18 protein-coding genes and 1 riboswitch are annotated in these 18966 nt (G+C 65.3%); of the genes, 13 read left to right on the plus strand and 5 right to left on the minus strand.

Annotated elements, in window-relative coordinates:
• Positions 1-59 precede the first annotated feature (59 nt).
• A complete protein-coding gene (gene hemE, locus WDB86_RS11845) occupies positions 60-1091 on the minus strand; it encodes a uroporphyrinogen decarboxylase (RefSeq protein ID WP_339108302.1) in 1032 nt (343 codons plus the stop codon).
• 119 nt (positions 1092-1210) lie between these two features.
• Here hemE and hemC point away from each other — a divergent pair, with 119 nt between their 5' ends.
• The 3 genes from hemC to WDB86_RS11860 all read left to right on the plus strand — a co-directional run bounded on the left by hemC (position 1211) and on the right by WDB86_RS11860 (position 5029).
• Positions 1211-2176: a hydroxymethylbilane synthase gene (gene hemC, locus WDB86_RS11850; protein ID WP_406735998.1), complete on the plus strand. Its 966-nt coding sequence runs from the start codon at positions 1211-1213 to the stop codon at positions 2174-2176.
• A gap of 102 nt (positions 2177-2278) precedes the next feature.
• Positions 2279-3652, plus strand: coding sequence for an FAD-binding oxidoreductase (locus WDB86_RS11855; protein ID WP_339108300.1), 1374 nt, complete (start codon positions 2279-2281; stop codon positions 3650-3652).
• A gap of 150 nt (positions 3653-3802) precedes the next feature.
• Positions 3803-5029: a hypothetical protein gene (locus WDB86_RS11860; RefSeq protein WP_406735999.1), complete on the plus strand. Its 1227-nt coding sequence runs from the start codon at positions 3803-3805 to the stop codon at positions 5027-5029.
• A 5-nt stretch (positions 5030-5034) separates the two neighbouring features.
• On the opposite strand, the gene WDB86_RS11865 is transcribed toward WDB86_RS11860, so the two are convergent.
• Positions 5035-5748, minus strand: coding sequence for an arylesterase (locus WDB86_RS11865; protein ID WP_406736000.1), 714 nt, complete (start codon positions 5746-5748; stop codon positions 5035-5037).
• Between WDB86_RS11865 and WDB86_RS11870 the strand changes: the two genes are divergently transcribed.
• The 10 genes from WDB86_RS11870 (at position 5747) to WDB86_RS11915 (ending at position 15996) form a co-directional block, all read left to right on the plus strand.
• A complete protein-coding gene (locus WDB86_RS11870) occupies positions 5747-6430 on the plus strand; it encodes an ABC transporter ATP-binding protein (protein ID WP_406736001.1) in 684 nt (227 codons plus the stop codon). The genes WDB86_RS11865 and WDB86_RS11870 overlap by 2 nt on opposite strands.
• Positions 6427-8934, plus strand: a complete 2508-nt coding sequence (locus WDB86_RS11875) for an FtsX-like permease family protein (RefSeq protein ID WP_339108296.1) — start codon at positions 6427-6429, stop codon at positions 8932-8934. The genes WDB86_RS11870 and WDB86_RS11875 overlap by 4 nt, the downstream gene beginning before the upstream one ends.
• A gap of 40 nt (positions 8935-8974) precedes the next feature.
• Positions 8975-9077, plus strand: a riboswitch (TPP riboswitch).
• A gap of 66 nt (positions 9078-9143) precedes the next feature.
• Positions 9144-9947 carry a bifunctional hydroxymethylpyrimidine kinase/phosphomethylpyrimidine kinase gene (thiD, locus tag WDB86_RS11880; protein ID WP_406736002.1) on the plus strand — a complete coding sequence of 268 codons (804 nt, stop codon included), beginning with the start codon at positions 9144-9146 and terminating at the stop codon, positions 9945-9947.
• Entirely contained in the window at positions 9944-10945 is a 1002-nt protein-coding gene (locus WDB86_RS11885; protein ID WP_406721329.1) for an FAD-dependent oxidoreductase, read from the plus strand. Before thiD ends, WDB86_RS11885 begins: the two co-directional genes overlap by 4 nt.
• Entirely contained in the window at positions 10936-11133 is a 198-nt protein-coding gene (gene thiS, locus WDB86_RS11890) for a sulfur carrier protein ThiS (RefSeq protein WP_339108293.1), read from the plus strand. The genes WDB86_RS11885 and thiS overlap by 10 nt, the downstream gene beginning before the upstream one ends.
• 1 nt (position 11134) lies before the next feature.
• Entirely contained in the window at positions 11135-11908 is a 774-nt protein-coding gene (locus tag WDB86_RS11895) for a thiazole synthase (protein ID WP_339108292.1), read from the plus strand.
• Positions 11905-12498, plus strand: a complete 594-nt coding sequence (locus WDB86_RS11900) for a thiamine phosphate synthase (RefSeq protein ID WP_406736003.1) — start codon at positions 11905-11907, stop codon at positions 12496-12498. The genes WDB86_RS11895 and WDB86_RS11900 overlap by 4 nt, the downstream gene beginning before the upstream one ends.
• Positions 12495-13475, plus strand: a complete 981-nt coding sequence (locus WDB86_RS11905; protein ID WP_339108290.1) for a HesA/MoeB/ThiF family protein — start codon at positions 12495-12497, stop codon at positions 13473-13475. Before WDB86_RS11900 ends, WDB86_RS11905 begins: the two co-directional genes overlap by 4 nt.
• 71 nt (positions 13476-13546) lie before the next feature.
• Complete coding sequence (locus tag WDB86_RS11910; RefSeq protein WP_406721327.1) at positions 13547-15022, plus strand: MATE family efflux transporter; 1476 nt, start codon at positions 13547-13549, stop codon at positions 15020-15022.
• Positions 15023-15105: 83 nt separating this feature from the next.
• On the plus strand, positions 15106-15996 hold the full coding sequence (locus WDB86_RS11915; RefSeq protein ID WP_339108288.1) for a LysR family transcriptional regulator: 891 nt from the start codon (positions 15106-15108) through the stop codon (positions 15994-15996).
• Positions 15997-16078: 82 nt separating this feature from the next.
• On the opposite strand, the gene metG is transcribed toward WDB86_RS11915, so the two are convergent.
• From metG to WDB86_RS11930, 3 genes are all read right to left on the minus strand, one after another.
• Positions 16079-17788 (minus strand): methionine--tRNA ligase, encoded by a 1710-nt coding sequence (gene metG, locus WDB86_RS11920; RefSeq protein WP_406736004.1) that lies wholly within the window; start codon positions 17786-17788, stop codon positions 16079-16081.
• Between the two features lie 85 nt (positions 17789-17873).
• Positions 17874-18311, minus strand: coding sequence for a GNAT family N-acetyltransferase (locus WDB86_RS11925; RefSeq protein ID WP_406736005.1), 438 nt, complete (start codon positions 18309-18311; stop codon positions 17874-17876).
• A gap of 3 nt (positions 18312-18314) precedes the next feature.
• On the minus strand, positions 18315-18947 hold the full coding sequence (locus tag WDB86_RS11930) for a LysE family translocator (protein ID WP_339108285.1): 633 nt from the start codon (positions 18945-18947) through the stop codon (positions 18315-18317).
• Positions 18948-18966 lie beyond the last annotated feature (19 nt).

The following is an 18966-nucleotide window of genomic DNA, read 5'->3' on the forward strand; positions in this document are numbered from 1 at the left end:
TCCTGTTTCCTAATTCAGGAGTATGACGCCCGAAGCCCCGAAAGGTTCCCCCGCCTCTGTTACATATTGCGCACCGTCTCGATCATCAGTGCCACATTCTCGGGATCGGCATCGGGGGTGATCCCGTGACCGAGGTTGAAGATATGCGGCCCCTTGCGGAAGGCCTCGACCACGCGGCGGGTCTCCTCGACCAGTGCCTGCCCGCCTGTGACCATATGTCGCGAGGCCAGATTGCCCTGCACACAGCCCGACACCTGCACATGCTCGGCGGCCCATTCGGGGGTCACCGAATTGTCGATGGCCACACAATCCGCGCCGGTTTTCTGGTGGAAGCCGATATAGCCATCGCCCGCCTCGCGCGGGAAGGCGATCACCGGCAGACCGGGGAAGCGGGCCTTCATTTCCTTGGTGATACGGGCGGCCGGCTTGACGGCGAAATCCTCGAAATCCTGCCCTTTCAGCGAGCCGGCCCAGCTATCGAAGAGTTTCACGACCTCGGCACCGGCTTCCACCTGTTTCGAAAGATATTCGATGGTCGCATCGCTCAGCAGGTCGATCAAGGCGCTGAATGTCGCGCGATCTTCGTCTTTCAGCTTATGCGCGGGGCCTTGGTCGGGCGTGCCACGACCGGCCACCATATAGGTCGCCACCGTCCAGGGCGCACCGGCAAAGCCGATCAGCGTGGTCTCTTCCGGCAGGCTTTCGGACAGAATCCGCACCGTCTCGTAGACCGGAGAAAGCACCTCGTGGATGTCGTCACGGGTCTTCAGCCCGCGCAGCCCCTCTGCCGAGGTGATGGTGGACAGCCGCGGGCCTTCGCCCGTGACAAACCACAGATCCGCCCCAAGGGCTTGCGGCAGAAGAAGAATATCGGCGAACAGGATCGCTGCATCAAAGCCGTAGCGGCGGATCGGCTGCAGCGTGACCTCGGCGGCCAGTTCGGGGTTGTAGCACAGCGACAGGAAGTCGCCCGCCTTGGCCCGCGTGGCGCGATATTCCGGCAGGTAACGTCCGGCTTGCCGCATCATCCAGATCGGGGGCGTGGGCAGGCGTTCGCCGCGTAGGGCGCGCAGGATCGTTTTGTCGGCCATCTGGGTACTCTCCTTGGGTTGGTCTCTCTAGAACAAGGCGGGGCCCGTGCTGTCAAGCTTTCCCGCACCACAATGGCCGACAGGGCTTCTTGCATGGGGCCGCGCGCAAGGCTAAGGCTATGGCTATGACACAGATGCCCACACCCGATCAGCCCCTGAAGCTTGGCACCCGCGGCAGCCCTCTGGCGCTTGCGCAGGCCCATGAAACCCGTGCCCGCCTGATGGCGGCGCATGATCTGCCCGAAGCCGCCTTCGAGGTGGTCGTTATCAAGACCACCGGCGATGACCGTGCGATGATCGCCTCGGACAAGCCGCTCAAGGAAATCGGCAATAAGGGACTGTTCACCAAAGAGATCGAAGAGGCGATGCTGGACGGGCGGATTGATATCGCGATCCACTCGATGAAGGATATGCCGACGGTCCAGCCCGAGGGTCTGGTCCTTGATACCTATCTGCCGCGCGAGGATGTGCGCGACGCCTTTGTATCGCTGAAGGCGACGACGATCCATGATCTGCCCGAAGGGGCCGTGGTGGGCACCTCCAGCCTGCGCCGCCGTGCGCAGCTTCTGTCTCGCCGTCCCGACCTGAAACTGGTGGAATTCCGTGGCAATGTGCAGACGCGGCGCCAGAAGCTGGCCGATGGTGTGGCCGAGGCCACTTTTCTTGCGATGGCGGGGCTCAACCGCCTTGGCATGACGGAACTGGCCGCAGGGGCGATTGCCCCCGAAGATATGCTGCCAGCTGTGGCGCAAGGTGCCATCGGGATCGAACGTCGTGTGGATGACGCGCGCGCGGCGCAGTTGTTGTCGCCCATCCATGACATTCCGACCGAGCAGCGGCTGACTGTCGAACGCGCGTTTCTGGCCACGCTGGACGGTTCTTGCGAGACCCCGATTGCAGGGCTTGCGCTGATCGAGGGCGACGAAATCTGGATGCGCGGCGAGATCCTGCGTCCCGACGGGTCCGAATGTCTGCGCGCCGAGGGGCGTGCCAGCCTGTCCGATGCGGGCGAGTTGGGGATTGACGTGGCCCGTGCTCTGCTGGATCAGGCGCCAAAAGGGTTTTTTGACTGGAAGCGCGGGTAGGTTTTGCCGCAAGGCGACGGTAACGGCGCCGTTCTGTATACAATAGGGATATGACCTGTGTCGGGTGCCGTTCGGGCCCCCGCTTGTTGGATGGGGACTGACATGCTGCTTGATCGCCTGCGGGATTTGCTGGGGCATGACCATGTGCTGACCGGCGCGGATATGGCAGGTTTCGGTGAGGAATTTACGGGCCATTACCACTGGCAGCCGCTGGCCGTGCTACGTCCTGCCACAACCGAAGAGGTCTCGGGCATTCTGCGGCTGGCCTCGGAAAGCGGCACGCCGGTCGTGCCGGTCTCTGGCGGGACGGGGCTGAATGGCGGGCACGAGGCCGAGGGGCGGCTGATGATCTCGTTGGCGCGGATGAACCGCATCCGCGATTTCAACCCTGCGGCCCGTACCATAGCGGTGGAGGCGGGGGTCATCTTGCAGACGATCCATGACCATGTGGCCGAGGCCGGTCTGATGTTTCCGCTCAGCTTCGGGGCCAAGGGGTCGGCGATGGTCGGGGGCTTCCTGTCGACCAATGCGGGCGGCTCGAATGTGGTGCGCTATGGCAATGCGCGGGCGCTGTGTCTGGGGCTTGAGGTGGTGATGGCCGATGGCGCGGTGATGAACCTGATGACCGCGCTGCATAAGGATAATACCGGCTATGACCTGCGCGATCTGATGATCGGGGCGGAAGGCACGCTGGGGGTGATTACCGCCGCCATGCTGCATCTGGTGCCGGCCCCCACTGCGCGGGCCACGGCGCTGCTGGCATTGCCGGGCTTTGCGCAGGCGCTCTCGCTTCTCAACCGTGTGCAGGCGGGTACGGGCGGGGCGGTCGAGGCCTATGAGTATCTGCCCGATCTCTTTTTCGACCGGATGGCGAAATACAAACCCGACTGGACCTGCCCGATCACCCCTGCGCCGGTGAATATCCTGCTGGAAATCGCCACGACGGTGCCCGGAGACACCCCGCAATCGCGGCTGGAAGACCTGCTGGAGGCCCCGCTGGAGGCGGGGGATATTCTGGATGCGGTGGTGGCCTCCTCTGATGCACAGCGTAACTATCTGTGGCATATGCGCGAATCCGCAGCCGAAGTGTCCCTGAACGAGGATCCGCTGGTCGATACCGATGTGTCGCTGCCGCTGGATCTGATCGAGCCGTGGCTCAACCGGATGAATGCCGAAGTGGCGCGACTGGACCCAAAGGCGCGGATGATGGCGATCGGGCATCTGGGCGATGGCAACCTGCATTATACCGTCTACCCGTCGGATAAGGGCTTTGTGGCCCCGATCCGTGATGCGATTTCGCGCGAGGCGGTGGTGATGGGGGGCAGCTTCTCGGCGGAACATGGCGTCGGGCTGTCCAAGCTGGGGTCGATGGCGAAATACAAAGACCCCGTTGCGCTGCGCACGATGCGCGCGATCAAGGCGGCGCTGGACCCCAAGAATATCCTCAATCCGGGCAAGACGGTCCCCGAGGCTTGACGGCCCCTTCGGGTCTCGGTCCGGCATCAGGGGGCGGTGCTGCCTGTGCCGAAGCCGCGCAGAGCGGCCTGTGCGGCCCCGAAGCCGTGATAGGGATTGCAGCGCCCTGCGCGAAAGGGCATGTGGGGATCTTGCGAAAGGAAGGTCCCGATGTCTGCCTTGGCCGCGTATAAGCCGCTGGTGAAAGATCCCGCATTGCTGCTGACCTCGGCGCTGATGGTGCTGTTTGGCGCGCATGTGGCCTCGCTTCTGCCGCAGGCTTCCACCATCGCGGTGACCATTTTCGGGCTCAGCGACGGGGCCTATTCCCGCATCCTTATCGCGGCCTCGGTGATTGCGGTCACCACCTCGGTGGGCTTTGGCATTATTGCAGACCAGCGGGCCAACCGGCGCGCCATCGCCTTGCTCTCTTCGGTGTTTCTGACAATCGGTTCGGGGCTGGTGACGCTCCATCCCAGCCCTGTCACCTTTGTGCTGGCCCATGCGGTTTTCGTGCCGCTGGCCTCGACGCTGTTCGGGCAGCTTTTTGCGTTGGGCCGGTTGGCGGCCTCGGTCCATCCCAAGCGTGAACGCGAGGCGATCCAGTCCAGCCTGCGGGCGCTTTTTGCCGTGCCGTGGCTTGCGGTGCTGCCGGTCTGGTCACTGGCCTTCGGCGCGGGGGTCGACCTGATGGCGATCTATCCGGTCTGTTTCTGCCTTGCGGCCTCGGTTCTGGTGCTGACGCTTCTGTTCTGGCCCCGCGACGGCGCGACGCGCTGGCCCGACCCGAAATCGGGGCTGAGCTTCCGCCAGTCGCTGACGGAAATGGCGGATTGGCGTATTCTGGTGCGGGTGCTGGCTTTGGGCGCGATCAATGGCGGCGTTGTGCTCTATCTTGTGCTGATCGGTCTGGTCTTTGCGCAGGTGCCCGGACGGGGGGCGGGGGATGTGGCGATTTATGCGGCGATCACCGCAGGGCTGGAAGTGCCCCTGATGCTGATGGTGCCGGCAGTCTCCATGCGGATGTCGCGGGTCACGCTCATCCTGATCGGAACGTTGCTCTATTCCGTGCATCTGGCCTGCATTCCGGTGTTGGCATCCAGTCCGGCCTTGTGGGTCCTGCCGGTGTTCGGGGCGCTGGGGGGCGCGTTCATCCTGACCCAGCCGATGGCCTATCTACAGGAACTTCTGTCTGCGCGGCCCGGTGCGGGGGCCTCGCTTCTGGCGCTGCAAAAGCTCATAGGCGACGTCACCAGCGCCACGGTCTTTGCCCTTGGTGCGGCGCTGGCAGGCTATGGGGTGGTGGCGCTGCTGGGGGCGGCTCTGGCCGTTCTGGCGGCGGCGGCGCTCTATCTTATGGACCGCCGCAAACAGGGCGGCCCACGCTACTCGGCCTGATCGCGCTACTCGACCTGATCGAGAAGATCCAGAACCTGCGGCCCCAGCGCCTCGACCACCAGTGCCACACCCTTGGCGGAGGGGTGGAGGCCGTCGGGCTGGAGATAGTCGGCGCGCTTGGTGTCATCCTGCTGGGCTGCCGCCAGAGGTGCCAGCAGGTCGGGCACCAGCACCGCATCGTATTCTGCCGCCAGATCGGGATAGATCGCGCGGAACTCGGTCTGGTAGCTGGTCCCGTAATTGCCCGGCACGGGGACACCGGCCAGAAGCACTGGCAGATCCTTATCGGTCACGGCCTTGAGGATGGCATCCAGATTAGCCTTTGCCTGAGCAGGCGCCAGCCCGCGCAGGATGTCATTGCCGCCAAGCGCCACCATCACCGCATCCACATCGGGCGTCAGCGACCAGTCGATACGCGCCCGCCCGCCTGCCGTTGTATCGCCCGATACCCCGCCATTGATGATCGTGACATCCGCACCATGCGCGTTCAGCCATGCCTGCAACTGCGGCACAAGGCCCTGGCCATCGGGCAGCCCGTAGCCTTGGGTCAGGCTGTCCCCGAAGGCCAGCAGCGTCTTTTCGGCGGCATGGCCCTGTAGCGGGGCCAGTGCCAGCAGCAGGGCAAAACTCGCCCGGGTGCCGCGTTTGTGAAGTGCAAAGCTCTGTAGACCCCGTGTCTTATGGGGCGGTAGGCAAAGGAATTTCGACAGGATGGACATGGCGGATACAGTGCTTTCCATGAAAGAAGTGGAGCTGAAGCTGGAGGGAAATGCAGGCCTTGTCCCGATCCTGAACGGAATTACGCTGGACGTCCAGCGCGGGCAGAGCCTTGGTCTGACGGGGCCTTCGGGGTCTGGCAAATCCTCGCTTTTGATGGTGATGGGCGGGCTCGAGCGCGCCACATCGGGGCAGGTGCAGGCGCTGGGGCAGGATCTGGGCGCGATGCAGGAAGACGCGCTGGCGCGGTTTCGTCGCCATCACATGGGGGTGGTGTTCCAGAATTTCCACCTGCTGCCCACGATGACCGCGCTGGAAAACGTGGCCCTGCCGCTGGAGATTGCGGGCGCGCGCGATGCTTTTGCCCGCGCCAAGGCCGAGCTGGAGGCGGTGGGGCTTGCCCACCGGATGCACCATCACCCGACAGAGCTGTCTGGCGGTGAGCAGCAGCGTGTGGCGCTGGCCCGTGCGCTGGCCCCGCGCCCCGAGATCCTGCTGGCCGACGAACCCACCGGCAACCTTGATGCCAAGACCGGCGTGCAGATCATGGATCTGCTGTTCGGGCTGCGCGACCATTATGGCGCGACGCTTGTTCTGGTGACCCATGCCGCCGATCTTGCCGCCCGCTGCGACCGTGTGGTGGGGCTGCGCGATGGGGCCATTCTTTCGGACAGCCTCGCATGAGCGTGTCATGGTCCATCGCGCGGCGCGAATTGCGCAGCGGGTTGCGCGGCTTTCGGGTGTTCTTCCTGTGCCTGATGCTGGGGGTGGCGGCGATTGCCTCGGTGGGGCTGGTGCGCCATGCCATCCAGCAGGCTTTACAGGAACAGGGCGCGGTGCTTCTGGGCGGCGATGCCCAGCTGGAATTCACCTATCGCCGCGCCACGGCGGACGAACGCGCATGGATTGACGCGCGGGCGGCGCGGGTCTCCGAGGTCATCGACTTCCGCTCCATGCTGCGTCATGGCGAAGGCGAGACCCTGCAGACCGCGCTTGTTCAGGTGAAGGGCGTCGATACTGCCTATCCGCTTTATGGTGCGGTAGAGACCGCCCCACAGATGCCGCTGGCAGATCTGATGACCCCTGTCGATGGCGTCTATGGTGCGCTGGTCGACCCCGTTCTGGCGGATCGCATGGGGCTGAAAGCGGGCGATCCCGTCGAGATTGGCGGCGTCACGTTCCGCATGCTGGCGCGGCTTGCCCGTGCGCCCGACGAAACAGGGGCGGGCATCACGCTTGGCCCGCCGGTGATCGTGGCCACCAAGGCGCTGGAGGGCTCGCGCCTGCTGGACCCCGGCGCGTTATATGAAAGCGAATACCGTCTGGCCCTGCCTGCGGGCACCGACCTCGAGACCCTCAAAACCGAGGCGCAGACCCGTTTCAAAGAGGCCGGTCTGCGCTGGAGCGACCGCAGGCGGGCCTCTCCGGCGGCGGACCGTTTTGTGACGCGGCTGGGGAGTTTCCTCGTGCTGGTGGGGCTTGCGGGGCTGACGGTGGGCGGCGTGGGGATTTCGTCCTCGGTGGCAAGCTGGCTGGACCGTAAGGCCGCGACCGTGGCGACCCTGCGGGCCATCGGGGCCTCGGGGCGCACCATCCGCTGGGTGTTTTACTGGCAACTGATCGTGCTCGGCGTGGCAGGAATTGCGGCGGGGCTGGGGCTGGCCTGCCTTCTGGTGCTGGGCTCTGGCGGGCTGATCGGGCGGGTCATGCCGATCCCCGTGGATCTGCGCCTGAGCGCAGGCCCGATGGCCGAGGCCGCGATGTATGGCGCGCTGGTCACGGCGATCTTCTCGCTCTGGCCGCTTGCGCGCCTGTCACAGACGCGGGTGGCGCGGCTTTACCGCGCACGGGCGCGGGGGCTGCCGCCCTTGGGGATGCTGGCGCTGATCGCGCTTCTAGCGGCGGTGCTGGTGGGGGCGTCGATGGCGCTGTCGGGCCTGCCGTGGCTGACGCTCGGGGCCTTGGGCGGGGTGGCAGGGGCGCTGGCTTTGCTGGCGCTGACGGGCTGGCTGACGAAACGTCTGGCGGCCCGCGTGCAGCGGATCGTGCGGGGTGCGCCTGCGCTGCGGGTGGCGTTGGCGGGGATTTCCGGCCCGAACTCCGAGGCGCTGCCGGTGGTGCTGTCGCTGGGTCTGGGGCTTTCGGTCCTGTCGGCCATCGGGCAGGTGGATGCAGGGCTGCGCAATGCGATTGCGACCGACCTGCCAAAACAGGCACCGGCCTTTTTCCTGCTGGACATCCAACCCGACCAGCTTGCGCCGTTCACCGCGCAGATGCAGGCCGATCCACAGGTGGAGCGCGTCGAGACCACGCCCATGCTGCGCGGTGTGATCACCCGGATCAATGGCAAACCTGCCCGCGAGGGCCGCCCCGACCACTGGGTCTTGCGCGGTGACCGTGGCGTGACCTATGCCGCCACCCCGCGCGAGAAAATCGTGGCCGGCCAGTTCTGGGCCCCCGATGATCAAGGCCCGCCGCAGATCAGCTTTGCCGCAAAGGAGGCGCAGGAGCTTGGGCTGAAGCTGGGCGACAGGCTGACCGTCAATATCCTTGGCCGCGACATCACCGCGCCGATCACCTCGCTGCGCGATGTCGATTTCTCGACGGCGGGGATCGGCTTTGTGATCACCTTCAACCCTGCGGCTCTGGCGGGCGCGCCGCATACCCATCTGGCCACACTCTACGCCCCCGAAACCGCCGAACCCGAGATCCTGCGGCATCTGGCGCGGGCCTTCCCCAATGTCACCGCCGTGCCCGTGCGCGAAGCCATCGGTCGCCTGACCGAGGCGCTGCAGGCGATTGCCCGCGCCACCTCGCTTGCGGCCAGCGTGACGCTGGTGACGGGGGTGATCGTGCTGATCGGGGCTTCTGCGGCAGGCGAGGCCCGCCGCGCATGGGAGGCGGCGCTGTTGAAAACGCTAGGCGCCAGCCGTGGCCGTATTCTGCTGGCGTTCCTGCTGCGCGCGCTGATCCTTGGCGGTGTGGCGGGGCTGGTGGCTGTCGGGGCGGGGGCGCTGGCGGGCTGGGCGGTGCTTACGCAGGTGATGGAGCTGGGCTATCACATGGCGTGGACACCGGCGCTTGTCATCCTGTTTACCGGCATGGCGGCGGCGCTGCTGGCGGATCTGATGTTTGTGATCCGGCCCCTGCGGGTGCGGCCTGCGCGGATCTTGCGGCAGGCCGATTGAAAGACCTCTTGTATCGCTGCGCCGCGAGGTCTAGCTTGGCGCAAATCCGTTGGGGTGCCCCTATGAGGGGCTGAGAGGCGTCACGCCAACCCATCGAACCTGATCCGGCTTGTATCGGCGTAGGGAACGGAACCAAAGCGATGGGTGCAGCCTTTCTGCATCCCCTTTTTCCGCCCGTGCCGAGATGCCGGGAAATTGGAGGAAGGGATATGGTCGCGAAACTTCTCAGTATCGCAGGATCGGATTCGGGCGGCGGCGCGGGGCTTCAGGCCGATCTCAAGACGGCTTCGGCGCTGGGGGTCTATGCCATGAGCGCCGTCACCGCCGTGACCGCGCAGAACACGCGCGGGGTGACGGATGTGGTGCTGATGTCGCCCTCTATGCTGCGCGCCCAGATCCGCGCCTGCCTGGACGATATCGGGGCCGATGCGATCAAGATCGGCATGCTAGGCTCGGCCGAGCTGGTGCGGGTGGTGGCCGAAGAGATCGCGGGATTTGCAGGGCCTGTGGTGCTGGACCCCGTGATGATTGCCAAATCCGGTGATGCGCTGCTGGCCAAAGAGGCCGTGGCGGCGCTGACATCCGACCTGCTGCCGCTGGCAAGCCTGCTGACCCCGAACCTGCCCGAGGCCGCCTGTCTTCTGGGCCTGCCCGAGGCGCAGGAGGCCGATGAGGCGCAGGCCCGCGCGCTGCGGGCGCTTGGCCCGAAGGCGGTGCTTCTGAAGGGCGGGCATGCGACGGGGCCTGTCTGCACCGATCTTCTTCTGGCCGAGCAGGTCTCTTATTTCACCGCGCCCCGCTGTGCCACGCGTCACACGCATGGCACAGGCTGTTCGCTGGCCTCGGCCGTGGCGGCGGGGCTGGCACTGGGGCAACCGCTGCCGCAGGCGGTGGCGCGCGCGCATGGCTGGCTGCAGGGCGCGATCCGTGCCGCTCAGGGGTTGCAGATCGGGCAGGGCCACGGGCCGGTGCATCATTTCCACGAAATCTGGCCGATGGAGGCTTTGGCATGAGCATCGATTTCACCATTCTGGGCGCGGGCGTGGCCGGGCTGACCACCGCGCAGGAACTGACCACGCGCGGGGCACGGGTGCAGATCATCGACCCGCATGGTGCCCCCGGACCGCATGGCTGTAGCTGGTGGGCAGGGGGGATGCTGGCACCCCATTGCGAAAGCGAGATCAGCGACGAGATCGTGGTGCGCCACGGCCTGCGCGCGGCCGACTGGTGGGCCAAGGCAGGGGTGCCGGTGACCCATCGGGGCACTCTGGTGGTGACGCTGGCGCGCGACCGGCGCGAGCTGGACCGTTTTGCGCGCCGCACCGATGGCCATTGCTGGCTGGATGCGGCGGGCATTGCCGCGCTGGAACCCGATCTGGCCGACCGCCATGAACGGGGCCTGTTCTTCGGGACCGAGGCCCATATCGAACCGCGCGTGGCGCTGGCCGTCCTGCGCGAGGGGCTTGCGGACAAGGGCGTCGAGATCATGCCCGACGCGCCGCATCAGGGACGGCTTGTCGATTGTCGCGGGCTGGAGGCGCGCGACCACTTGCCCGCCCTGCGCGGGGTGCGCGGGGAAATGGTGGTGCTGCGCTGCCCGCAGATCGGGCTGTCGCGCCCCGTGCGGCTGCTGCATCCGCGCTATCCGCTGTATATCGTGCCACGGGGCAACGGGATCTTCATGCTGGGGGCGTCACAGCTGGAAGGCGACAGCCGCGGACCATCGACCCTGCGCTCGACGGTCGAGCTGCTCAATGCCGCCTTCGCGCTGCATCCGGCCTTTGCCGAGGCCGAGGTGCTGGAGCTTGGGGCCAATGCCCGCCCCGGATTTGCCGATAACATTCCGCGCGTGGTGGTCGGCGCGGACCGCGTTTTTGTCAACGGGCTGTTCCGTCATGGCTATCTGATGTCACCCGCGCTGGCGATGACCGCCGCCGATTATCTGCTGGACGGGCAAAACTCGGAACTTTTGCTGTCTGAACCCCTGCTACAGGAGGCCCCATGCGCCTGATCGTCAACGGAATCCCCGCCGAGGCCGAGGCCACGACACTGGCCGAGGCGCTGGTTGTTCTGGGCTATGGCGAGGCCCGCGTGGCCACCGCCGTCAACGAGGTCTTCGTGGCCTCTGCCGCCCGCACGGGCCATGCCCTGCGCGACGGCGACCGTCTGGAAATTCTTGCACCCCGTCAGGGAGGGTAACATGCCGGTTTTCTATGGAACCGAGGTGGCATCGCGGTTGATGCTGGGCACCTCGCACTATCCCAGCCCCCGCGATCTGGCGCAGGCTTTTGCGGCCTCGGGCGCGGGGATTGCCACCGTGTCGCTGCGCCGCGAGACCGCCGGATCGGGCACGGGCGCGGGCTTCTGGGAGCTGATCCGCGGGCTGGATGTGCCCGTGCTGCCCAATACCGCCGGATGCCATTCGGTCAAAGAGGCGGTGACCACCGCCCATATGGCGCGCGAGGTGTTCGATACGGACTGGATCAAGCTGGAGGTGATCGGCCATCCCGACACGCTGCAACCCGATCCGTTCGGCCTGTTGGAGGCCACCCGCATTCTGGCTCAAGACGGGTTCAAGGTGTTTCCCTATACCACCGAGGATGGCGTCTTGGGCGGCAGGCTCTTGGAGGCAGGGGCCGAGGTGCTGATGCCGTGGGGCGCGCCGATCGGCACGGGGCTGGGGTTGAACAATCCCTACGGGCTGCGGAGCCTGCGGGCGCAATTCCCCGAGGTGCCGATGGTGATCGATGCGGGTCTGGGCCTGCCCAGCCATGCCGCCGCCGCGATGGAGATGGGCTTTGACGCGGTGCTTCTGAACACGGCGGTGGCCAAGGCCGGAGACCCCGTGAAAATGGCCGAAGGGTTTGCGCGCGCCCTGGAGGCAGGGCGGCTGGCCTATGAGGCGGACCCGATGGAGCCACGCGATATGGCCCAGCCCTCGACGCCGGTGATCGGCATGGCGGTGCTGGCATGATCCCGCGTTTCTATCCCATCTTCGACCACCCCGACTGGCTGCGTCGCGCGCTGCCCTTGGGGGTGAAATTCGTCCAGTTGCGGATCAAGGACCAGCCGCAGGACCGTTTGCGCGCTCTGCTGGCCGAGGGGCGTGACCTGTGCCGCGCGCATGGGGCGCAGATGGTGGTGAATGACCATTGGGAGCTGGCCATCGAGCTGGGCTGCGACTGGCTGCATCTGGGGCAGGAAGACCTTGAGACCGCCGATCTGGCGGCGATCCGCGCGGCGGGGTTGAAGCTGGGCCTTTCCACCCATGACGAGGACGAGTTGGCGCGCGCTCTGGCGGCGCGTCCCGATTATGTCGCGTTGGGGCCGGTCTGGCCGACGATCCTGAAAAAGATGAAATGGCATCAGCAGGGGGTCGAGACACTGACCCGATGGAAGCAGCTGTGCCAAGGGGTGCCCTTGGTGGCCATTGGCGGGCTGTCGGTGGAACGCGCGCCTCTGGCCTTTGCGGCAGGGGCGGATTGCGTGTCGGTGGTGACCGATATCACCCTCAATGCCGACCCGGAGGCACGGCTGCGGCAGTGGCTGGAGGTCACCCGATGACCCGCTATGCCCGCCAGATCGCCGTGCCGGGCTTCGGAGAGGCGGCACAGGCGCGGCTGCAGGAGGCGCGGGTGCTGGTGGTGGGGGCTGGCGGGCTGGGGGCGCCGGTGCTGCACTATCTGGTGGGCGCGGGGGTGGGCTATATCCGCCTGCTGGATGCCGATCATGTCAGCCGCTCCAACCTGCACCGGCAGACGCTGTTTCGCGAAAGCGATATCGGTCGGTCCAAGGTGCTGGCCGCGGCGGCCCATATGGCGGATCTCAACCCCGACGTGGTGCTGGACCCTGTGCCGCAGGCGTTGAGCCCTGCCAATGTCGCGCATCATATGGCTGGCTGCGATCTGGTGCTGGATTGTGCCGATAGTTTCGCGGCCAGCTATATCCTGTCGGACCAGTGTCTTGAAAACCGTGTGCCGCTGATCTCGGCGTCGGTCGTGGGGACCGAGGGCTATGTCGGCGGGTTCTGTGCCAATGCGCCCTCGCTGCGTGCGGTCTTTCCCGATCTGCCACAGCGGTTGGGCAGCTGTGCTGCGGATGGGGTGCTGGGGCCGATTGTGGGGGTGATCGGCGCGTTACAGGCCCAGATGGCGCTGGCGGTGCTGACCGGTTTCGGTGAAAGCCCTCTGGGGCGGGTCAGCAGCTTTGATGCGGTTTCGTGGCGCTTTGGCGGTTTTGTGTTCCATACCGCGCCCGAACCCGAATACGCGCCGCGTTTCATTGCTCCTGAAGCGATGTCGGCGGAGGATCTGATCATCGATCTGCGCGCCGAGGAGGAAGGTCCGCTGGCGCATCCGCAGGCGCATCGGCTGGGCGTGGAAGACCTTCGGACGATGGCGCTGTTCGGGCCGCGCAAGCGGTTGGTTCTGGCCTGCCGGTCGGGGCAGCGGTCCTGGGCTGCGGCAGACGCGATCCGTGGCGAATGGCAGGGCGAGATCGTGCTGGTGGCGATGGGCGCGCACCCTGTTGAACGGGCCTGAGTTGCAAAGCGGATGACTTCGTGCCGGATGACGCTATCTGGGTGAGCTGCAAAGAACAGACGGAGCCCTTTATGTCGCGTGGACCCTCAGGCAAGACCTCGTCAAACGCTCTTGTTTCCGGCTCTATTCCCTGGGCGCTGGCCATGTTTGCCCTGCCGACGCTGGGCTCTTCGGTGCTGCAATCGGCAGGCGGGTCGATCGACTCGGCTTGGGTGGGCAACCTGCTGGGCGAGACAGCGCTGGCGGCCACCACCAATGGCAACCTGATCATGTTCCTGCTGGTCAGCTTTGTCTTCGGGTTCGGCATGGCGGCCACCATTCTGATCGGTCAGGCCATCGGGCGTGACAGCCTGTGCGAGGCCCGCCGGATCGTCGGCACGGCGGTGGGCTGCTTTTTTCCGCTGGCGGTCGTGGTGGCCGTGGCGGGGTATTTCGCCGCGCCGCATCTGCTGGCGCTGCTGGGGACCGATCCGCAGATCGGGGATCTGGCCCGTAGCTATCTGCAACTGACCTTTGTCGCCATGCCGGGCATCCTGATGCAGACCATGCTGATGATGACCCTGCGCGGGTCGGGGGATTCGGTGACGCCGCTCTATTTCATGATTCTGGCGGTGCTGCTGGCGGCGGTGATCAACCCGCTGCTGATCCTTGGGGTCGGGCCGCTGCCGAAGCTGGGCATCGGCGGATCGGCGATCAGTCTGGGGCTGGCCAATTACACCTCGCTGGTGGCGATGCTGGTCTATATCTATCTGCGGGACTTGCCGCTGCGCCTGCGCGGGGGCGAGCTGCGCTTTCTGCGGCCCGATCCGCAGATCCTGCGCCAGATCCTTGCCAAGGGCCTGCCCATCGGCCTGCAGATGGTGGTGGTGACCACCGCCGCGCTGACGGTGCTGCGCCTGATCAATCGCGAGGGCGTGGAGACCACGGCGGCTTACGGTGCGGTGCAGCAGATCTGGACCTATGTGCAGATGCCCGCGATGGCGCTGGGGGCGGCGGTGTCGGCAATGGCGGCGCAGAATATCGGGGCGGGCCGGTTTGATCGTGTCTCGCGGATCACCCGTATCGGGATCGTCTTCAATATGGTGCTGACCGGCGGGCTGGTGGCTCTGCTGTTGCTGGTGGACCGCTATGCGCTGGCGATCTTTCTCGACGGGCAGGGGGCGGCGATGGAGATCGGCCAGCATGCGCTTCTGGTGGCGACATGGGGCTTTGTCGCCTTCGGGGTCAGTCAGGTGCTGTTCGGCACGGTGCGGGCCAACGGGCGTGTGGTCTGGCCGCTGGTCATTCTGGCGGTGTCGCTTTATCCGGTGCGGCTGGGCTTTGTCGAGCTGATGCATCCGGTGCTTGGCACCGATGCGATCTGGTGGAGCTTCCCGACCGCCTTCTGCGCCACGATGCTGATGGCGGTGTTGTATTATCGCTTCGGTCGCTGGCAGGACGGGCCCGCAGGTGGATTGCACACCCCGCCAAAGCCTCCTATTGCCAATCCCAGCGATACCCAGCCCGATCCTGCTTCGGCCACGCTGTCCCACGAAAGGACGCAATGATCCGAAGCCAGATCGACAGCCAGATCTTGCGCATCACCGCCGAAGGCCGTTCAATGCGCGCATAACAAAGCGATGAGGACCATATGCCGTCGAGCATTCCGAAGACCAACCTCGAACATTGGGCCATTTTGCGGCGCGTTGTGGAATGCGGCAGCTTTGCCGAGGCGGCGATCAGCCTGGAGCGGAGCCAGTCCGCGATCAGCTATTCGGTGTCCAAGCTACAGGAATCTCTGGGCTTCCCGATTATGGAGATGCAGGGCCGCCGCGCGGTTCTGACCGAGCATGGCAAGCTGTTGCTGGCCGAGGTCTCGCCGCTGATCGACGAGCTGGTTTCGGTCGAGACGGCCGCACGGGCGGAATCCGGGACCGGACCGCTTCAGGTCCGCCTGCTGGTCGATGCGCTTTTCCCGCGCGAATGGCTGGGCGAGGCGCTGCAGCAGCTTCAGGTGAAATTTCCCGATGTTCTGGTGGATATCCACGAGACGGTGCGTCTGGAAATGTCGGAATTCATGAGCCTGCCCTTTGATCTGGCCGTGGTTCTGCCCGAGCTTTGCCCTGTTGTCGGCCAGCGGATCTGCGAGATGGATTTCGCGCTGGTGGCGCGCAAGGATCACCCTCTGGCCAATGCCCATCACAGCCTGACACAGGCCGAGATGGCGCGGCATCTGCGCGTTTTCATCCGCGAGAACCGGCTGGACGGCACCGAGGTGGACCGCCCGCATGGCCGTATCTGGACGGTCTCCTCGCTGGAAAGCGCCGTGGCGGCGGTCGAGCGGGGCATGTGTTTCGGCTGGTTGCCGACCGAGCTGATCTCCGGTCAGCTGGAACGCGGTGATCTGGTGATGCTGAATGCAGGCGGGGTCAGCCGCCGCAAGGTCTCGCTTGATCTGGTCTATCGTGATGTGGACCGCGCCAGCACGCCGGTGAAATTCATGGCGCAATGTCTGGCCTCGATCCATCAGGCCAATGGCTGATCGGGTCTCGGCCTGACCTCGGGCCGGAATGCAAAACGGCGGGCGCATCGGCCCGCCGTTTTTTCATGTCCGGAGCATTGGCTCAGGTGCGGATGCCCGCAAAGCGGCTTTGCCAATCCTCGCGCTCTTCGTCCGAGATCTTGCCAAACAGCACGTCCGGCGTGGTGAAGGCATGGCCTTCGGGCAGGGCGCGTACGGCGGCGGCCACATCCTCGGGCCAGGTTTGGTCGGTTGCATGCATGCCTTCCAGCATGGACGCTGCCGCATCGGGGATGAAGGGCGCCGAGAGCACCGCGTAAAGCGGCACGAGGTTCAGCGCCAGACGTGCAATCGCGCCCGCCTGCACCGGATCGGTCTTGAACACCGACCAAGGCGCCGAGGATTGCAGGTATTCATTGCCCGCCACCCAGATCGCGCGCAGCTCGGCTGCGGCCTTGCGGACCTCTTTGGCCTCCATGAAGCGCTCGTAGTCGCGGATGCGGGTGGTCAGCTCGGCAATCAGCGCCTCGCCTGCCTCGCCCCAATCGCCGCCCTCGGGGATCGCCTCACCGAATTTGGAACGGGTGAATTTGGTGATCCGCGAGACGAAATTGCCCAGCACATCGGCCAGATCCTTGTTCACCGATACCTGGAAATTCTCCCAGGTGAATTCGGCATCCGCCGACTCGGGCGCGTGCGACAGAAGCCACCAGCGCCAGTAATCCGACGGCAGGATTTCAAGCGCCTGATCCATGAAGACGCCGCGCCCGCGCGAGGTCGAGAACTGGCCGCCATCATAATTGAGGTAGTTGAAGGATTTGATGTAATCCACCAGCTTCCACGGCTCGTCCGAACCAAGGATTGTCGCGGGGAAGGACAGCGTATGGAAGGGGACGTTATCCTTGCCCATGAATTGGGTATAGGTCACATCCTCGGCGCCTTTATCGGTGCGCCACCAGCGTTCCCAATCGCCGCCCGAGGCCTCGGCCCATTCCTGCGTGCCTGCGATATATTCGATCGGCGCGTCGAACCAGACATAGAAGACCTTGCCCTCCATGCCTTCCCAAGGCGCGCCCTCGAATTGCGCAGGCACACCCCAAGAGAGGTCGCGGGTGATGCCGCGGTCCTGCAACCCGTCGCCGTCATGCAGCCACTTCTTGGCAATCGAGGTGGTCAGCACCGGCCAGTCGGTCTTGCTGTCGATCCATGCGTCCAGCTTGTCCTTCATGGCCGACTGGCGCAGGAAGAGGTGCTTGGTCTCGCGCATTTCCAGATCGGTCGAGCCCGAAATCACCGAGCGCGGGTTGATCAGATCGACCGGATCGAGCTGCTTGGTGCAATTATCGCATTGGTCGCCGCGCGCGCTGTCATAGCCGCAATTAGGGCAGGTGCCCTCGATATAGCGGTCCGGCAGGAAGCGGCCATCGGCGTTGGAATACATCTGCTTTTCCGAGACTTCGCGGATCAGCCCCATATCGAACAGGCGCTTGGCGAAGGCTTGGGTCAGCGCACGGTTCTGAGTGCTGGAGGACCGCCCGAAGTGGTCAAAGCTCAGGCGGAAACCTTCCGCGATACGGGCCTGCACCGCGTGCATTTCCGCGCAATACTCGGCCACAGGCTTGCCGGCCTTCTGGGCAGCCAGCTCGGCGGGGGTGCCATGTTCGTCGGTGGCGCAGATGAACATGACCTCATTGCCGCGCGCACGCTGGTAGCGGGCGAAAAGATCCGCCGGAAGCTGCGAGCCGACGAGATTCCCGAGGTGCTTGATGCCGTTGATATAGGGAATCGCCGAGGTGACGAGGTGACGTGCCATATATCCGCCTTTCAGATGAGTTTGCGCAGGGTTTAACGCGGGGCGGGGCGTATGGCCAGAGGGATCGCGGTGCAAGCCCCGCGCTTCACGCCGGATTTTTCTGGAAATAGACGCGGTGGAAGCCGTTTTCCACCCGTTCCCCGATCTTGGCATAGCCCAGACGCGGATAGAGCGCGAGGTTCTCGGTCATTTTGGCATTGGTATAAAGCTGTACCGGCTTGCCTGCCTGACGGGCGGCCTCTTCGCAAAAGGCGATCAGCTTGCGGCCCGTGCCACGGCCCCGCGCGGCACGCGATACCGCGACATTTTCCAAGAGGATATGGGGGCCTTCGTCATAGAAGGTGATGAAGCCCAGAAACGCCCCCTCATAGGCCACATGGACCAATCCTTGCGCGATCTGGGCGGCGTAATCGGCGCTCATGGGCGCAGGGTCGCGGCCCATGCGGGCGATATAGGGGCTGTAGGCCTCGATCGCGCAGGCGCGGATGGCGGCCTCGTCTTGCGGCGTGGCAGGGCGGATCATGGCTTATGGGGCAATCCGGCTTTGCGCCAGTTTCACCCCGAAGCCGATAAAGACCACGCCCGTCACGGCCTTCAGGGCGCGCTGGAAGGCGGGGCGGCGGGTGACGGCCCTGAGGCCACCAAGCGCCATCACCATAGCCGAGAACCATAGCGCATTGATCGTGGCATGCAGCGTGACCAGCGCGAAGGGCTGGGCGATACCATGATCCGCAGGCAGGAATTGCGGAAAGGCCGCAAGATAGAAAAGCGAGACCTTCGGGTTGAGCGCATTGGTCAGGAAGCCTTCGATGAAGGCACGGCGCTTGCGGGTCTGGCGCAGTTCGGGGGCATGGGGCGAGGGCGTCACGCCACGGGCCGCAGCGATCAGCGATTTGACCCCGAGCCAGACCAGATAGCCCGCACCCAGCATCTTGAAGACATTATAGGCCCATGCGGATTGCGTCAGTATCGCCGAGATCCCCAGCACCGACAGCGTCCCATGCAGGTAGAAGGCCGCCACAAAGCCGCAGACCGCCGCAAACCCCGCCCGTCGCCCCGAAAGCGGCACGATGCGCGCGATCAGCAGGCCGTTCGGTCCGGGCGAGATCACCAGCAGCGTGGTGACAAGGGCGAAGGTCAGCAGCGTGGCAAGGGTCATATGGGCTCTCCTGTAGGGG

The sequence above is a fragment of the Thioclava sp. GXIMD4215 genome (genome assembly GCF_045291555.1).
GTDB classification, from domain to species: Bacteria; Pseudomonadota; Alphaproteobacteria; order Rhodobacterales; family Rhodobacteraceae; genus Thioclava; species Thioclava litoralis.

Excerpts from the sequence above, each read along its gene's own strand:
- hemE (WP_339108302.1), bottom strand. The coding sequence starts at position 1,091 with ATGGCCGACAAAACGATCCTGCGCGCCCTACGCGGCGAACGCCTGCCC.
- hemC (WP_406735998.1), top strand. The coding sequence starts at position 1,211 with ATGGCTATGACACAGATGCCCACACCCGATCAGCCCCTGAAGCTTGGC.
- WDB86_RS11855 (WP_339108300.1), top strand. The coding sequence starts at position 2,279 with ATGCTGCTTGATCGCCTGCGGGATTTGCTGGGGCATGACCATGTGCTG.
- WDB86_RS11860 (WP_406735999.1), top strand. The coding sequence starts at position 3,803 with ATGTCTGCCTTGGCCGCGTATAAGCCGCTGGTGAAAGATCCCGCATTG.
- WDB86_RS11870 (WP_406736001.1), top strand. The coding sequence starts at position 5,747 with ATGGCGGATACAGTGCTTTCCATGAAAGAAGTGGAGCTGAAGCTGGAG.
- WDB86_RS11865 (WP_406736000.1), bottom strand. The coding sequence starts at position 5,748 with ATGTCCATCCTGTCGAAATTCCTTTGCCTACCGCCCCATAAGACACGG.
- WDB86_RS11875 (WP_339108296.1), top strand. The coding sequence starts at position 6,427 with ATGAGCGTGTCATGGTCCATCGCGCGGCGCGAATTGCGCAGCGGGTTG.
- thiD (WP_406736002.1), top strand. The coding sequence starts at position 9,144 with ATGGTCGCGAAACTTCTCAGTATCGCAGGATCGGATTCGGGCGGCGGC.
- WDB86_RS11885 (WP_406721329.1), top strand. The coding sequence starts at position 9,944 with ATGAGCATCGATTTCACCATTCTGGGCGCGGGCGTGGCCGGGCTGACC.
- thiS (WP_339108293.1), top strand. The coding sequence starts at position 10,936 with ATGCGCCTGATCGTCAACGGAATCCCCGCCGAGGCCGAGGCCACGACA.
- WDB86_RS11895 (WP_339108292.1), top strand. The coding sequence starts at position 11,135 with ATGCCGGTTTTCTATGGAACCGAGGTGGCATCGCGGTTGATGCTGGGC.
- WDB86_RS11900 (WP_406736003.1), top strand. The coding sequence starts at position 11,905 with ATGATCCCGCGTTTCTATCCCATCTTCGACCACCCCGACTGGCTGCGT.
- WDB86_RS11905 (WP_339108290.1), top strand. The coding sequence starts at position 12,495 with ATGACCCGCTATGCCCGCCAGATCGCCGTGCCGGGCTTCGGAGAGGCG.
- WDB86_RS11910 (WP_406721327.1), top strand. The coding sequence starts at position 13,547 with ATGTCGCGTGGACCCTCAGGCAAGACCTCGTCAAACGCTCTTGTTTCC.
- WDB86_RS11915 (WP_339108288.1), top strand. The coding sequence starts at position 15,106 with ATGCCGTCGAGCATTCCGAAGACCAACCTCGAACATTGGGCCATTTTG.
- metG (WP_406736004.1), bottom strand. The coding sequence starts at position 17,788 with ATGGCACGTCACCTCGTCACCTCGGCGATTCCCTATATCAACGGCATC.
- WDB86_RS11925 (WP_406736005.1), bottom strand. The coding sequence starts at position 18,311 with ATGATCCGCCCTGCCACGCCGCAAGACGAGGCCGCCATCCGCGCCTGC.
- WDB86_RS11930 (WP_339108285.1), bottom strand. The coding sequence starts at position 18,947 with ATGACCCTTGCCACGCTGCTGACCTTCGCCCTTGTCACCACGCTGCTG.